The sequence below is a fragment of the Streptomyces sp. Je 1-79 genome (genome assembly GCF_025195125.1).
Taxonomy (GTDB): domain Bacteria; phylum Actinomycetota; class Actinomycetes; order Streptomycetales; family Streptomycetaceae; genus Streptomyces.
This window is the reverse complement of record NZ_JAMGSL010000009.1, coordinates 311968-325525: the sequence shown is the minus strand read 5'-3', so window position 1 is coordinate 325525 and position 13558 is coordinate 311968. Positions and strand designations below refer to the sequence as shown.

Genomic DNA, 13558 nt, shown 5'->3' with positions numbered 1-13558 from the left:
TGACCCATGAGCGACGAGCACATCCACCAGAGCTTCGAGACCCGCGCGATCCACGCGGGCAACACCGCCGACCCGCTGACCGGCGCGGTCGTCCCGCCGATCTACCAGGTGTCCACCTACAAGCAGGACGGCGTGGGCGGGCTGCGCGGCGGTTACGAGTACAGCCGGAGCGCCAACCCCACGCGCACCGCGCTCGAGGAGAACCTCGCGGCCCTCGAAGGCGGCCGCCGCGGACTGGCCTTCGCGTCCGGTCTGGCCGCCGAGGACTGCCTGCTGCGGACGCTGCTCGCGCCCGGCGACCACGTGGTGATCCCCAACGATGCCTACGGCGGCACCTTCCGGCTCTTCGCCAAGGTCGTCCAGCGCTGGGGCGTGGACTTCTCGGTGGCCGACACCTCCGACATCGCGTCGGTGCGGGGCGCGCTCAACGAGCGCACGAAGGTGATCTGGGTCGAGACGCCCTCGAACCCGCTGCTCGGCATCACCGACATCGAGGCGGTCGCCGCCGTGGCCCGCTCGGCGGGCGCGAAGCTGGTCGTCGACAACACCTTCGCCTCGCCCTACCTCCAGCAGCCGCTGGCGCTCGGCGCGGATGTCGTCGTGCACTCGCTGACGAAGTACATGGGCGGCCACTCGGACGTCGTGGGCGGCGCGCTGGTGACGGCCGACGAGGCGCTCGGCGAGGAGCTGGCGTACCACCAGAACGCGATGGGTGCGGTCGCGGGTCCGTTCGACTCGTGGATCGTGCTGCGCGGCATCAAGACGCTGGCGGTCCGCATGGACCGGCACAGCGAGAACGCGGGCCGGATCGTCGAGATGCTGGTCCAGCACCCGAAGGTCACCCAGGTCCTGTATCCGGGCCTGCCGGAGCACCCGGGCCACGAGATCGCCGCCAAGCAGATGAAGTCCTTCGGCGGGATGATCTCGTTCCGCGTGGAGGGTGGCGAGGAGGCGGCCGTCGAGGTCTGCAACCGCGCGAAGCTCTTCACCCTGGGCGAGTCCCTGGGCGGCGTCGAGTCGCTGACCGAGCACCCGGGCCGTATGACGCACGCGAGCGTTGCCGGCTCGGCCCTGGAGGTCCCGGCGGACCTGGTCCGGCTCTCGGTGGGCATCGAGAACGCGGACGACCTGCTGGCGGACCTCCGCCAGGCCCTGGGCTAGACCGCCGACGCGGGTACGGGCCGGTCGGAGGGACTCCCGCACGGCACGGGCCTCCCGCACGGCACCGGCCCGTCCCGCCCGGCACCGGCCCGTCCCGCGCGGCGCGGGCCTCGCGCCCGGCGCACGCCGTTCCCCGCCCCGACCGGGCGTCCCTCCGAGGGGCGTCCGGCCGGGCGAGCGCTCAGGCGGCGACCTTCTCGTCCTCCAGCGAATCGCGGACCATCGCGCGCAGCTCGGGGCTGTCCTCGTGCCCGTGCACGGAGACCGCGTGTTCCGCGGCGGCCCGGACGACTTCCTCCTCCTCACCGGTGATGGTGAGTGTGCAGCCCATCACGCTGGGCGTCTTGCGGCAGTCGGCGACTTTCCTGGCCATGAGACCTCCTCGGCTCGCACTGCTCCTTCCAGGCTAGGTCTCCCGTCACCAGCCTTCGAGCGGTGGCGTCGTCTCCGGCGGTACGTGCCAGGGCTCGGTCACCGAGGCCCAGACCGCGAACGCGAGCGCGGCCACGACGAGCAGCGCCCACAGGGCCCGGCGTACGGCCCGGTCGCGGTGCAGCAGCCGGGCGCCGCGCTCCACGGCGCGGGCGGCGAGGTCGGCGGGGACCTGTGGGTGCGGGGCTTCCAGCATCCGCCGGACCTCGTCCTCCTTGTCCTCGTGCCGGCTCACGAGGCGAGTCTCCCGCGGCGCCGGTCGCGCAGGGCGTAGACGGACCGGGCGCAGACGGCCCGTACCCGGTCCTCGGGCAGTCCGAGCAGGGCCGCGGTCTGTTCCTCCGCCACCCCTTCGTACAGCCGCAGCACCACGACGAGACGTTCCTGCGGGGTGAGCGCGGCGAGGATGCCGCCCCGGCCGCGGTGGTGCCGCCAGGCGGTGCGTGCGAAGCGGGCGGCGAGGTCGGCGCGCGTGCGGTCGTACGGGTCCTCGCCGCGCATCCGGTCCCAGTGGGCGTAGGTGTGGGCGAGGGAGGCGGTCAACAGCGCCTGGGCGCGCGGGTTGACGGCCCGCGTCTCGGCGGTGAGCAGCGTCGCGGCATGCAGCAGCCGTCCCGCCGCCCCCGCCACGAATGCCTCGAACTGCCGGGTGCGGAAGCGGGTCTCGCCCGGCCGGCCGTCCTGTCGGTCTCGCACGTCCTCATATGAGGACAGGGCGCGGCCGGGGTCAAGAGGTTGCGGCGGACTCCGTGTCGGTGGCGGGCGGCAGGCCCGACTGGCGGGCGGAGAGCGCGGAGTTGAAGCGGGTGAGCAGCGTGCAGAAGGATTCGCGCTCCGCCGCCGTCCAGCCCTCCGTCACCTGCGCCATCAGCTCGCGGCGCGAGGCGCGGACCTCCTCCAGGCGGGCCAGGCCGCGCGGGGAGAGCTGGAGCACGACCGCGCGCCCGTCCTCCGGGTGCGAGGTGCGCTTGACCAGGCCGGTGTCGACGAGCGGGGCGACCTGGCGGGTGACGGTGGAGGAGTCGATGCCCATGCCCGCCGCGAGCGCCTTGACGCCCATCGGACCTTCCTGGTCGAGCCGGTTCAGGAGCAGGTACGCCGCTCGGTCCATGGAGTTGCGGAGCTGTCCGGTGCCGCCGAGGCGGGTCTGTTCGGCCCGGCGGGCGAAGACGGCCACCTGGTGCTGGAGGGCATCGAGGAGACCGGGGTCAAGCTCAGTCGTCATGTCCTGAGATGTGGGCATGGCTGTGGGGGCTCTCTCGTGCGGCGGTCGGTTGGTGGGGGACAGAGTACGCGGAGCTGCGAGGGTCCGTACCTGCGCTGCGCAAACCGGCCGGGACGGCTGCTCCCCGGGCGGCCATCAGGCCCTTGAGCTGCGAGACTTGCTGTCATGAGCTTCCGTAGGCCACACCCCTTGCACCCGCTGATCCTCGACGATGTCCGTGGGGCGCAGAAGATGCTGTCAGGGGTGGCCAGGGCGACCCCGATGGAGGGCAGCCGCCATCTGTCGTCGCTGGTGGGGGCCCCGGTCCACCTCAAGTGCGAGAACCTTCAACGAACCGGTTCGTTCAAGCTGCGCGGTGCGTACGTACGGATCGCGGGGCTGCGGCCCGAGCAGCGGGCGGCCGGTGTGGTCGCCGCGTCGGCGGGCAACCACGCGCAGGGGGTCGCGCTGGCCTCGTCGCTCCTCGGGGTGCGCTCCACGGTCTTCATGCCGGTCGGTGCCCCGCTGCCGAAGGTCGCGGCGACCCGTGAGTACGGCGCGGAGGTGCGGCTGCACGGCCATGTCGTGGACGAGACGCTCGCGGCGGCGGAGGAGTACGCGGCGGAGACCGGCGCGGTCTTCATCCATCCCTTCGACCATCCGGACATCATCGCCGGGCAGGGGACGGTCGGCCTGGAGATCCTGGAGCAGTGCCCGGAGGTCCGCACGATCGTGGTCGGGGTCGGCGGGGGAGGGCTCGCGGCCGGTATCGGGCTCGCGGTGAAGTCCGTGCGCCCCGACGTGAAGGTGATCGGTGTGCAGGCGGAGGGCGCGGCCGCGTATCCGCCGTCGCTGGCCGCCGGGCATCCGGTGGCGGTCGATTCGCCGGTGACGATGGCGGACGGGATCAAGGTCGGGCGGCCGGGCGACGTGCCGTTCGCGATCGTGCGGGAGTACGTGGACGAGGTCCGTACCGTCTCCGAGGACGCGCTCTCCTCGGCGCTGCTGCTCTGTCTGGAGCGCGCGAAGCTGGTGGTCGAGCCGGCCGGCGCGAGCCCGGTCGCGGCGCTGCTGAGCGATCCGAAGGCGTTCCAGGGGCCGGTGGTCGCGGTGCTGTCGGGCGGGAACGTGGATCCGCTGCTGATGCAGCGGATCCTGCGTCACGGCATGGCGGCCGGGGGCCGCTATCTGAGTCTGCGGCTGCGGGTGACGGACCGGCCGGGCGCGCTGGCGACGCTGCTCGCGGTGCTGACGGTGGTGGACGCGAACGTGCTGGACGTGATGCATGTGCGCACCGATCCCCGGCTGGGTCTGACGGAGGCGGAGGTGGAGCTCCACCTGGAGACGAAGGGTCCGGAGCACTGCCAGGAGGTCGAGGCGGCGCTGCGGGAGGCGGGGTACGTGGTGCTGTAGCCGCGGGGCACGCAGTGGCGGGACGGGGAGTACCTGTAGTCCCGCCGAAGTGGTGGGACGTACATGATGGTTGTGAGTCGCGATGTATCGCGATAGCGTATGTGAGTCCGGTCACTGATTCACTGGGCGGTGGCCGCTGTTCAAACCTAAACTTGGGCGGAAACGCCCGAATTCCTGGGAAAGAACCGGAGAACCCACATGCCAGGCGCGATCTACGCCGAAGGTCTGGTGAAGACCTTCGGCGACGTACGAGCTCTGGACGGCGTCGACCTCGACGTACCCGAGGGCACGGTCCTGGGCCTGCTCGGCCCGAACGGAGCGGGAAAGACGACGGCCGTGCGCGTGCTGACGACGCTGCTCCAGCCGGACAGCGGACGGGCCGTCGTCGCCGGAATCGACGTCCTCAAGCACCCGAACGAGGTCCGGCGCTCGATCGGTCTGTCCGGGCAGTTCGCGGCCGTCGACGAGTATCTGACCGGCCGTGAGAACCTCCAGATGGTCGGCCAGCTCTATCAGTTGAGCGCCAAGCGGGCGAAGGCCCGGGCGGCCGAGCTGCTCGAACGCTTCAGCCTCGCCGACGCGGCCGACCGCACCGCCAAGACGTACTCCGGCGGCATGCGCCGCCGTCTCGACCTCGCCGCCGCACTCGTCGTCTCCCCGCCCGTGATGTTCATGGACGAGCCGACGACCGGCCTCGACCCGCGCAACCGGCAGGCGCTCTGGGAGGTCATCCAGGAACTCGTCGCGGGGGGCACGACCCTGCTCCTGACGACGCAGTACCTGGAGGAGGCCGACCACCTGGCCCACGACATCTGCGTCATCGACCACGGCAAGGTCATCGCCCGCGGCACCTCGGACCAGCTCAAGGCCCAGACGGGCGGCGAGCGCGTCGAGGTCGTCGTCCACGAACCCGACATGATCGCCCCGGCCCGTGACGTCCTCGCCCGCTACGGCGTGGCGGGCATCGGCCACGGCGAGGTCTCCGTCGAGAACCACACCCGCAAGCTCACCGTTCCGGTCACCGGCGGCGCCAAGCTGCTCGCCGAGGTCATCCGCGACCTCGACACCGTCGGCGTCGAGATCGACGACATCGGGCTGCGCCGGCCCACCCTCGACGACGTCTTCATCTCGCTGACCGGCCACGCGGCCGAGCTGGGGGACGAGGAGAACGGCGGAGCGGCGCAGGACGGCACCGCGCGGAACCAGGCCCGGAAGGAGGCGGCGAAGTGACCGCAGTGAACGACGCCGTGGCGGCCCCCAGGCCGCGCGGCGGGATCGCCCAGTCCATCGGCGACTCGCTCGTCGTCGCCAGACGCAACCTGATCCGGATGTCCCGCATCCCCGAGATGGTCATCTTCGGGCTCATCCAGCCGATCATGTTCGTGGTGCTGTTCAGCTTCGTCTTCGGCGGCTCCATGACCATCGGGGGCACGACGGACCCCGTCGTGTACCGCGAGTTCCTGATGGCCGGCATCTTCGCCCAGACCGTCACCTTCGCCACGGCCGGCGCGGGCGCCGGCATCGCCGACGACATGCACAAGGGCCTCATCGACCGCTTCCGCTCCCTGCCGATGGCCCGCGGCGCCGTCCTCACCGGCCGCACCCTGGCCGACCTGGTGCAGACCGCCCTCACGGTCGTCGTCCTCGCGATCGTCGCCCTGCTGGTCGGCTGGCGCATCCACGAGGGCGTTCCGAAGGCGCTGGCCGCCTTCGCCCTGCTGCTCCTCCTCGGCTACGCCTTCTCCTGGATCGGCGCCCTCATCGGCCTCTCGGTCCGCACCCCGGAGGCGGCGACCTCGGGCGGCCTGATCTGGCTCTTCCCGGTCACGTTCATCTCGATCGCGTTCGTGGACTCGGCCCAGATGGCGTCCTGGCTCCAGCCGATCGCCGAGTGGAACCCGTTCAGCGCGACGGTCCAGGCGTGCCGTGTCCTGTTCGGCAACCCGGGCGTCTCGACGTCCGACGCCTGGCCGATGGTCCATCCGGTGTGGGCCTCGATCACCTGGTCGGTGCTGATCATCGTGGTCTTCCGGACGCTGGCGGTACGGAAGTACCGCTCGGCGACCGTCTGACGGCTCGGGGCGCCCCGGCCGGGAGTGGTCAGGGCGCGTAGCCGGACACGATCTGGCCGTCGAAGGTGGTGACGAAGAGCGCCCCTCCGGCGGCCAGAACGCTGCTCGCGCCCTGGTCCGCGTCGCTGCCTTCCGTCGTCTCGAAGGTGATTCTGTTGCCGGGGTCGGCCGACGCCTCGGGGTCGTCCAGCGGCATCGACTCGACCCGCGTCCCCGTCGTCACCAGGAGACGGTCGCCGGCGAAGACCAGCTGCTCCGCGGTCGCGTGGTCGATGTCCTTCCACCGCTCCTTCCCGGTCGCCAGGTCGTAGAGGCGGAAGGTCTCCCGGTCGCTGAGGGCCACGACCCCCTGCGCGTCGACCGCGAAGCCTCCCCAGCCCTGGACGTCCCGGGCGAACGTCCGCACGTTCTTCAGCGTCCTCCCGTCGAAGACGGCGATCCCGCGGCCGTCCCCGGCCTGGCAGAGGACCGACTCCCGGTGGACGACGAGCGAGAAACAGCCCTTCGCCCCCGCCCCGCGCGCGGTCTCCCTGCCGGTGCGGGCGTCCAGCGCGACCGGCATCCCTCCCGCCGGTACGTACACCTGCCCGCCCGCCGCCACCGGCCCTTCCGGAATCGATGTCAGCGCCGTGCGCCACAGCTCCTTGCCGCCGTCGCCCAGCTTGACCGCCGTCACCAGTCCGGACTTCTCGTCGGCCACGTTCAGGTACGTCGTGTAGAGGACCCCGTCCAACGCGTCGGTGCCCTTCACCGCCCAGCCGCCCTCGGGCACGGCCGTCCGGCGGCGCTCCTCGCCGTCCTTCAGTCCGTACTCCGTGAGGCCGTCCGGTCCCGTCACGTACACCCGGTCGCCGACGACGGCCGGATGCTGCGCCGGTGGCCGTGGCAGCTCGCCGCTCCCCGGCCGCGACCACAGCTTCGAGCCGTCGGCCGCCTTGAGCGCGACGACCCCGCCACCGTCTCCCGAGCAGACCAGAACCTCGGGGGAGAGGGCGCACGGACCGACCGCCTCGTCCACCTTCACCGACCAGGGCGACCAGCCGGCCGGGCGGGTGGTGCGGTCCGCGCCCTCCTCGCCGAAGTCGTTGGTGTGCCCCTCGCCGCCGTGGGGGTGGACGACGTGGTCGAGCGTGCGCGGCCCGGCCGCGCCCGGCGGGGTCGACGTGGCGCCGCCCGGACCGGAGCCCCCGCCGGTGACGCTTCCGCCGGTCCCCCCGTTCTCGCCCTCCCCGTCGCGGGACATCACGACGCCCACGGTCGCCAGCACGGCGACCGCGACGGCTCCTGCCGCGACCGCCGCCCACGGCCGGCGGCGCTTCACCCCCGCCGGAACCGAAGCCGCGGCCGAAGCCGAAGCCGTGTCGGGCCTGGCCGTCATCGCCGTGGGCGAGTACGGCACCTGGGGGCCCAGCGTCGGCAGGTCGGCCACCCCCGCACCGGACGCCGCCGCCTCACCGATCCGCCGCGCGGAGTCGCCGTACTCGGCCAGCAGCGAGAGCACCCCGCCCGGCCACGGGAAGGCCGAGGGCACCTCGGACCCCAACAGCTCCACCAGCTCAGCGGCCGAGGGCCGCGCGGCCGGGTCGAGCCGCAGGCAGCGCTCCACGACCGGCCGCAACTCCGCCGGCACGCCTTCGAGTTCGGCGTCGGCCCGGCTGATCCGGAAGATCACCGAGGCCATCTCGTCGTCGTGGAACGGGCCACGCCCGCTCGCCGCGAACGCCAGCACCGCGCCCAGGCAGAACACGTCCGACGCGGGTACGACGGCCCGGCTGCCGGTCAGATGCTCCGGCGACATGAACCCCGGCGAACCCACGACGAGACCGGTCGAGGTCAGCGCCGTCGCCTCGAAGGCCTGCGCGATGCCGAAGTCGATGAGCTTCGGCCCGGAGGCCCCGAGCAGCACGTTCGCGGGCTTCAGATCCCGGTGCAGCACCTTCGCCGCGTGCACCGAGTCCAGCGCCCGAGCGAGGGCCGCGCCCAGCGCCCGTACGGCGTCGACCGGCAGCGCACCCGCCCGCGTGACCGCCTCCGCGAGCGAGGGGCCGGGGACGTACTCGGTCGCCAGCCACGGCACGGCCGCGTCCGCGTCGGCGTCGACGAGCAGCGCCGCGTACGGGCTGCCGACCGCCCGCGCAGCCACGATCTCCCGCCGGAACCGGGTCCGGAAGTCCCCGTCGACCTCCAGGTCCTCCCGGACGGTCTTCACCGCGACCATGCGGTACGGATCGGCCGTCGGCGCGTCCGCCCGGCACGCCAGATGGACCTCGCCCATGCCGCCCGCCCCGAGCCGGGCGAGCAGCCGGTAGGGCCCGACGAGTCGCGGGGGCTGCCCGGCGGGCAGTGCTTCCAGCACCGAACACGTCCTTTCAGTACGTCACGTAGGTCACGAAGGTCACGTACACCACGTACACCACGTACGTCATGTGCGTCATGTGCGTCACTCGGGCAGCGCGACGGAGGCGACGACACCCTTGTCGAAGACGACGTGCGCGATCCCGCCGATCGGCAGGACCTCCGGCTCCCGGGTGGTCTTCGCGAAGCTGACGCCCCAGTCCGGGTCGTACGCCTCTTCGCGGGCTCGCGGTCCGGGCGCGCCGGGGACGGCCGTGGTCGTGAGTCCGGCGGGCTTGCCGCCCTTGCCGAGGCGCACGGTGTACAGCGCGCTGTAGTCGGCGTAGACGACCTGGTCCCCCGCGATCAGCGGGGTGGACCAGTTCTGCTCCATGCCCTTCGGGGCGGCCTTCGCCGCGTAGGTCCCGAGCAGCTTCCCGTCGCGCGGATCGTGGATCCGGAGCCCGCCGTCGAACGTGACGAACGCCGTGGGGGTGATCACCGCCGGATACCGGGTCTCGACCGGTGCGTGCAGACTTCCCGCGGAGGCGAGGGTGGCGGAGTCCAGGACCCGCAGCCGCTCGTCCGCGCTCCGCCGGAGGACGACGTCCGGGCAGTAGGCGACCGCTCCGACGATCTTCACCTCAAGGCAGCCCTCGGCGTCCTTGTCGACCTGGCCGCGCACCTCGCCCGTCTTCGCGTCGTACGCGACGAGTCCACCGTCGCCCAGCGCGTACACCTGCCCCTTGGCGAAGGCCACCGGCTCGTAGGGGCGGGTTTCACTGCGCGGGGTCGTGGCGTTGGTCAGCTCCTTCTTCCACAGTTCGGTGCCGTCGGCGAGGGAGTAGGCGGCCATGCCGACCCGTTCCATGGTGGGCTCCGCCGTCGTCTCCATGGCGGCGAAGACGATGCCGTCGGCGACGATCGGGCGTGAGCTCGTGCCCTGCGCACCCCAGGCGGGCTTCTCCCAGCGGACCTTGCCGGTGCGGGCGTCCCGCACCTGTAGACGGTCGTCGGCTGCGAGGACGACGGCGTCGTCGTGGACGGTCGGCCGGGCCGCGTTGTCCACGATGAAGACCCCACCGCTGGGACTGGTCCAGCTGTCGTCGACCTTCGTCTCGGCCGGTTCCGCCGACCACAGCTTCTTCCCGTTCGCCGGGTCCAGCGCCTCGTACCGCCCGTCCGTCATCCGGCAGACCAGCACCGTCGTGCCCGCCGCGCAGCCGAAGGCGGGTGCGGGGAGCTTCGCCGTCCAGGGCTTCCAGCCGGCGGGGCGCTGCGCGGGGTTCTGCGGCACGATCCCGGAGGAGTCCGCGACGCCCTTGAAGTCGACCCCGGTGATCTTCGGTCCCTCGGCTGCGGCGGGCGGAGCCGCTTTCGGCGGCGTCTGCTTCTTCTGGTTCTCGGGCCACAGCAGGTACGTGCCCACCCCGGCGCCGAGCACCGCGAGAGCCACCGCGACCGCGATCACCGTCCCCCGCCGCCTCCGGGGCGGAGCCGCCGGCCGAGCCGTCGGCGCCATCGGCGGCATCGTCGGCAGCTGGTCCGTCCCCGGAGCCGCGGCCGGCGCCGCCGCCACCTCCACCAGCGGGCCGCCCGACGCCACCAGCTGCGCGAGCTCCCGCCCGTACTCCCCGATGTGCTCCCGTACGCTCTCCGGCCACGCCGGCCGCCGCTCCCCGCCCAGGAGCTCCACCAGCTCGGCCGGCGACGGCCGCTCGGCCGGGGCGAGGCGCAGGCAGGCGGCGATCACCGTACGGAGTTCGTCCGGCACGCGGCTCAGGTCCGCCTCGGCCCGGGAGACGCGGTAGAGGACGGCCGCCAGGGGCCCGTCCCCGAAGGGGTCCTCGCCGGTCGCCGCGTAGCAGAGCAGCGAACCCAGGCAGAAGACGTCCGAGGCCCCCGTGACATGGCGCGCGCCCGCCACGTGCTCGGGCGACATGAACGACGGGGTGCCGACCATCATCCCGGTCGCCGTCATGGTCGTCGCGCCGTTGCTGCGCGCGATGCCGAAGTCGATCAGCCGCGGCCCGTCGACGGAGAGCATGACGTTGCCGGGCTTCAGGTCGCGGTGCAGGACCCCGGCCGCGTGCAGGTCGGCCAGCGCGCGGGCGATCCCGGCTCCCAGCTCCCGCACCGTGGCCACGGGCAGCGCGCCGCCCCTCCGTACGGCCTGCGACAGGCTCGGCCCAGGCACGTACGCCGTCGCGAGCCAGGGCACCTCGGCGTCCGCGTCCCCGCCCTCCGGAGCGGCCGCGTACACGCTCCGCACCAGGCCCGCGACCTTGATCTCGCGGCGGAAGCGGTCGCGGAAGGCGGGTTCGTTCGCCACGTCCCGCCGTACGGTCTTCACGGCGACGTAGGACCCCTCGACGGCGCCCTCCCCGTGCGACCGGCCCAGGAACACCTCGCCCATGCCGCCGGCGCCGAGCCGCGCCAGCACGTCGTACGGGCCGATCTGCCGTGGTGCGCCCTCGCGCAGCGGTCCCAGCACGCCTCATCTCCCCCTTGTGACGTGACGTCAGCCCGCATCATTACATGTGCATGCACAGCGAAGGGCCGGACCCCCTCGGGGGTCCGGCCCTTGATCCGGAATGTGGGCTCAGCCGGTGTACGGCGTCGCGCTGAGGATCTTCACCGCGGCCTTGTTGCCGTTCGGCAGCTCGTACTCGGCGTCCTCGCCGGCCTTCTTGCCGTTGACACCCACGCCGAGCGGGGACTGCGGCGAGTACGTCTCGATGTCGCTGCTCGCGTACTCGCGCGAGGCGAGCAGGAAGGTCATCGTGTCGTCCTCGTCGCCGTCGAAGGCGATCGTGACGACCATGCCCGGGGCGACGACGCCCTCGTCCGCCGGGGCCTCGCCCACCTTGGCGTGCTCAAGGAGCTGGGTCAGCTGGCGAACCCGGAGCTCCTGCTTGCCCTGCTCCTCCTTGGCCGCGTGGTACCCGCCGTTCTCCCGCAGGTCGCCCTCCTCGCGCGCCGCGGCGATCTTGGCGGCGATCTCGGTTCGCGCGGGACCAGACAGGTACTCCAGCTCGGCCCTGAGCTGGTTGTACGCCTCCTGGGTGAGCCAGGTGACGTTGTCGCTGGTCTGGGTCACAGGTGCTCCTCGTAGGTACTGGGAATACAAAGCATCGCCCTACCCAGAAGGATTGTCCTTCCTGAGTGGGCGAAACCACGAGCCTAACAATTAGTGGCGAAAAGGGGGAGGACATAAACCATCAAGATGGCGTCATCCCTGGTCAGCGCCGGATCCGGGCCCGGCGCGTCATCCGGTGCCTACCCGTGGCTAACCGGCGGTACACCCGATGAGCTCGGCGCTGGTCGCCCGCGCGGTCGTGCGGAGGGTCACGACGCGGTCGATGCGGTCGCTCGCCTCGTCGAAGCGGACGTCCTTCCGCCCGACCTCGGCCCCGTCCTCGGAGCGCGAGCGCAGGGTGCAGACGCCGTGGGCGGCGGTGTCCTTGCGCACCTCCAGGTGCACCTGCACCTCGGTGTCGCTCACCACCTCGAACTTGATCGTCTCCGCGCTGATCCTGCTGTCGACGACGTAGTACCAGCCGAACCAGCCCAGCAGGCCGAGGAACAGCACCCCGAGCACGGCCCCGGTGATCTTGAGCTTGTGGTCGGCGCGCTCGTCCGCGGAACGCCCGTAGCGCCCCTCCGGCAGCCGCTCTCGCACCGCGCTCATGATCGTTCCTCTCGCCGCGGGGGTGGGAATTTTCAGCCCCCCGGTTCCGTCACTATAGAGACCTCCCTCAGCGACGAATCACAGAGGATCGAGTCTTGACTGAGCAGCTGCGACTGATGGCCGTTCACGCCCACCCCGACGACGAGTCGAGCAAGGGCGCGGCGACGATGGCCAAGTATGTGTCCGAGGGGGTGGACGTGCTCGTGGTCACGTGCACGGGCGGCGAGCGCGGCTCCATCCTCAACCCCAAGCTCCAGGGTGACGCCTACATCGAGGCGAACATCCACGAGGTCCGCCGCAAGGAGATGGACGAGGCCCGGGAGATCCTGGGCGTCAGGCAGGAGTGGCTGGGCTTCGTCGACTCCGGCCTGCCCGAGGGCGACCCGCTGCCCCCGCTGCCCGAGGGCTGCTTCGCCCTGGAGGACGTGGACACGGCCGCCGGCGCGCTGGTCCGCAAGATCCGCGCCTTCCGTCCGCAGGTCATCACGACCTACGACGAGAACGGCGGGTACCCCCACCCCGACCACATCATGACCCACAAGATCACGATGGTGGCCTTCGAGGGCGCCGCGGACACCGCGAAGTACCCGGAGGCCGAGTTCGGCCCGGCGTACCAGCCCCAGAAGGTCTACTACAACCAGGGCTTCAACAAGCCGCGCACCATGGCCCTGCACCAGGCGCTCCTGGACCGGGGCCTGGAGTCGCCGTACGGCGACTGGCTGAAGCGCTGGAACGAGTTCGAGCGCACGGAGCGGATCCTGACCACGCACGTGCCGTGCGCGGACTTCTTCGAGATCCGCGACAAGGCGCTGATCGCCCACCGTACGCAGATCGATCCGGACGGCGGCTGGTTCCGGGTGCCGATGGAGATCCAGAAGGAGGTCTGGCCGACGGAGGAGTACGAGCTCAGCAAGTCGCTGGTGCCCACCTCCCTCCCCGAGGACGACCTCTTCGCGGGCATCCGCGACAATGCCTGACATGAGCGCACACCTGGCACTGACCCAGCTCGTCCCCCTCGCCGCGAAAGAGCTGGACGAGAACAAGGTGACCCCCGGCGTCCTCGGGTTCGTGGTCTTCGCCGTGATGGCCGTGGCCGTCTGGATGCTGATGAAGTCGATGAACCGCCACATGGGCAAGGTCTCCTTCGAGGAGACCCCCGACCCGAAGGCGGCCGCCGCCGCGCAGGGCGGCAAGGCGACGGCCCGGGAGTAGCGGCCGACCGCCGCGGTGCGGGCCTCCCCCGAGGAGAGC

Annotated in this window: 14 protein-coding genes; 6 read left to right on the top strand and 8 right to left on the bottom strand. The window is 72.0% G+C overall.

The genetic code is table 11. The features are described from left to right. Positions 1-6: 6 nt before the first annotated feature. Positions 7-1161, top strand: a complete 1155-nt coding sequence (locus M5362_RS21060) for a cystathionine gamma-synthase (RefSeq protein ID WP_260229213.1) — start codon at positions 7-9, stop codon at positions 1159-1161. A 181-nt stretch (positions 1162-1342) separates the two neighbouring features. Here M5362_RS21060 and M5362_RS21055 read toward each other — a convergent pair whose 3' ends face one another. The 4 genes from M5362_RS21055 to M5362_RS21040 are packed head-to-tail and all read right to left on the bottom strand — an operon-like array spanning position 1343 to position 2836. Beyond that, entirely contained in the window at positions 1343-1534 is a 192-nt protein-coding gene (locus M5362_RS21055; RefSeq protein WP_260229212.1) for a DUF1059 domain-containing protein, read from the bottom strand. 45 nt (positions 1535-1579) lie between these two features. After that, a complete protein-coding gene (locus tag M5362_RS21050; protein ID WP_260229211.1) occupies positions 1580-1828 on the bottom strand; it encodes a hypothetical protein in 249 nt (82 codons plus the stop codon). After that, entirely contained in the window at positions 1825-2289 is a 465-nt protein-coding gene (locus M5362_RS21045) for a sigma factor-like helix-turn-helix DNA-binding protein (protein WP_260229210.1), read from the bottom strand. Before M5362_RS21045 ends, M5362_RS21050 begins: the two co-directional genes overlap by 4 nt. 31 nt (positions 2290-2320) lie before the next feature. Next, a complete protein-coding gene (locus tag M5362_RS21040; protein WP_260229209.1) occupies positions 2321-2836 on the bottom strand; it encodes a MarR family winged helix-turn-helix transcriptional regulator in 516 nt (171 codons plus the stop codon). A gap of 147 nt (positions 2837-2983) precedes the next feature. Here M5362_RS21040 and ilvA point away from each other — a divergent pair, with 147 nt between their 5' ends. From ilvA to M5362_RS21025, 3 genes are all read left to right on the top strand, one after another. Continuing rightward, positions 2984-4210, top strand: coding sequence for a threonine ammonia-lyase (gene ilvA, locus M5362_RS21035; RefSeq protein WP_260229208.1), 1227 nt, complete (start codon positions 2984-2986; stop codon positions 4208-4210). A 198-nt stretch (positions 4211-4408) separates the two neighbouring features. Beyond that, complete coding sequence (locus M5362_RS21030; protein WP_260229207.1) at positions 4409-5440, top strand: ATP-binding cassette domain-containing protein; 1032 nt, start codon at positions 4409-4411, stop codon at positions 5438-5440. Beyond that, positions 5437-6282 carry an ABC transporter permease gene (locus M5362_RS21025; protein WP_260229206.1) on the top strand — a complete coding sequence of 282 codons (846 nt, stop codon included), beginning with the start codon at positions 5437-5439 and terminating at the stop codon, positions 6280-6282. The genes M5362_RS21030 and M5362_RS21025 overlap by 4 nt, the downstream gene beginning before the upstream one ends. 28 nt (positions 6283-6310) lie before the next feature. Here the strand turns inward: M5362_RS21025 and M5362_RS21020 are convergent, their stop codons facing one another. From M5362_RS21020 to M5362_RS21005, 4 genes are all read right to left on the bottom strand, one after another. Continuing rightward, complete coding sequence (locus M5362_RS21020) at positions 6311-8638, bottom strand: protein kinase (RefSeq protein WP_260229205.1); 2328 nt, start codon at positions 8636-8638, stop codon at positions 6311-6313. 84 nt (positions 8639-8722) lie between these two features. Further along, a complete protein-coding gene (locus tag M5362_RS21015) occupies positions 8723-11110 on the bottom strand; it encodes a serine/threonine-protein kinase (RefSeq protein WP_260229204.1) in 2388 nt (795 codons plus the stop codon). A gap of 108 nt (positions 11111-11218) precedes the next feature. Beyond that, a complete protein-coding gene (gene greA, locus M5362_RS21010; RefSeq protein ID WP_260229203.1) occupies positions 11219-11716 on the bottom strand; it encodes a transcription elongation factor GreA in 498 nt (165 codons plus the stop codon). A 189-nt stretch (positions 11717-11905) separates the two neighbouring features. Beyond that, positions 11906-12307 (bottom strand): DUF4307 domain-containing protein, encoded by a 402-nt coding sequence (locus M5362_RS21005; protein WP_260229202.1) that lies wholly within the window; start codon positions 12305-12307, stop codon positions 11906-11908. A 95-nt stretch (positions 12308-12402) separates the two neighbouring features. On the opposite strand from M5362_RS21005, the gene mca reads away from it, so the two are divergent. Next, positions 12403-13284 (top strand): mycothiol conjugate amidase Mca, encoded by an 882-nt coding sequence (gene mca / locus M5362_RS21000; RefSeq protein WP_260229201.1) that lies wholly within the window; start codon positions 12403-12405, stop codon positions 13282-13284. Next, positions 13277-13519, top strand: coding sequence for a hypothetical protein (locus M5362_RS20995; RefSeq protein ID WP_260229200.1), 243 nt, complete (start codon positions 13277-13279; stop codon positions 13517-13519). The genes mca and M5362_RS20995 overlap by 8 nt, the downstream gene beginning before the upstream one ends. The last annotated feature ends 39 nt before the right edge of the window (positions 13520-13558 follow it).

Coding starts and splice junctions, on each gene's coding strand:
- ilvA (WP_260229208.1), top strand. CDS start 2,984: ATGAGCTTCCGTAGGCCACACCCCTTGCACCCGCTGATCCTCGACGAT.
- M5362_RS21060 (WP_260229213.1), top strand. CDS start 7: ATGAGCGACGAGCACATCCACCAGAGCTTCGAGACCCGCGCGATCCAC.
- M5362_RS21055 (WP_260229212.1), bottom strand. CDS start 1,534: ATGGCCAGGAAAGTCGCCGACTGCCGCAAGACGCCCAGCGTGATGGGC.
- M5362_RS20995 (WP_260229200.1), top strand. CDS start 13,277: ATGCCTGACATGAGCGCACACCTGGCACTGACCCAGCTCGTCCCCCTC.
- M5362_RS21040 (WP_260229209.1), bottom strand. CDS start 2,836: ATGCCCACATCTCAGGACATGACGACTGAGCTTGACCCCGGTCTCCTC.
- M5362_RS21030 (WP_260229207.1), top strand. CDS start 4,409: ATGCCAGGCGCGATCTACGCCGAAGGTCTGGTGAAGACCTTCGGCGAC.
- M5362_RS21005 (WP_260229202.1), bottom strand. CDS start 12,307: ATGAGCGCGGTGCGAGAGCGGCTGCCGGAGGGGCGCTACGGGCGTTCC.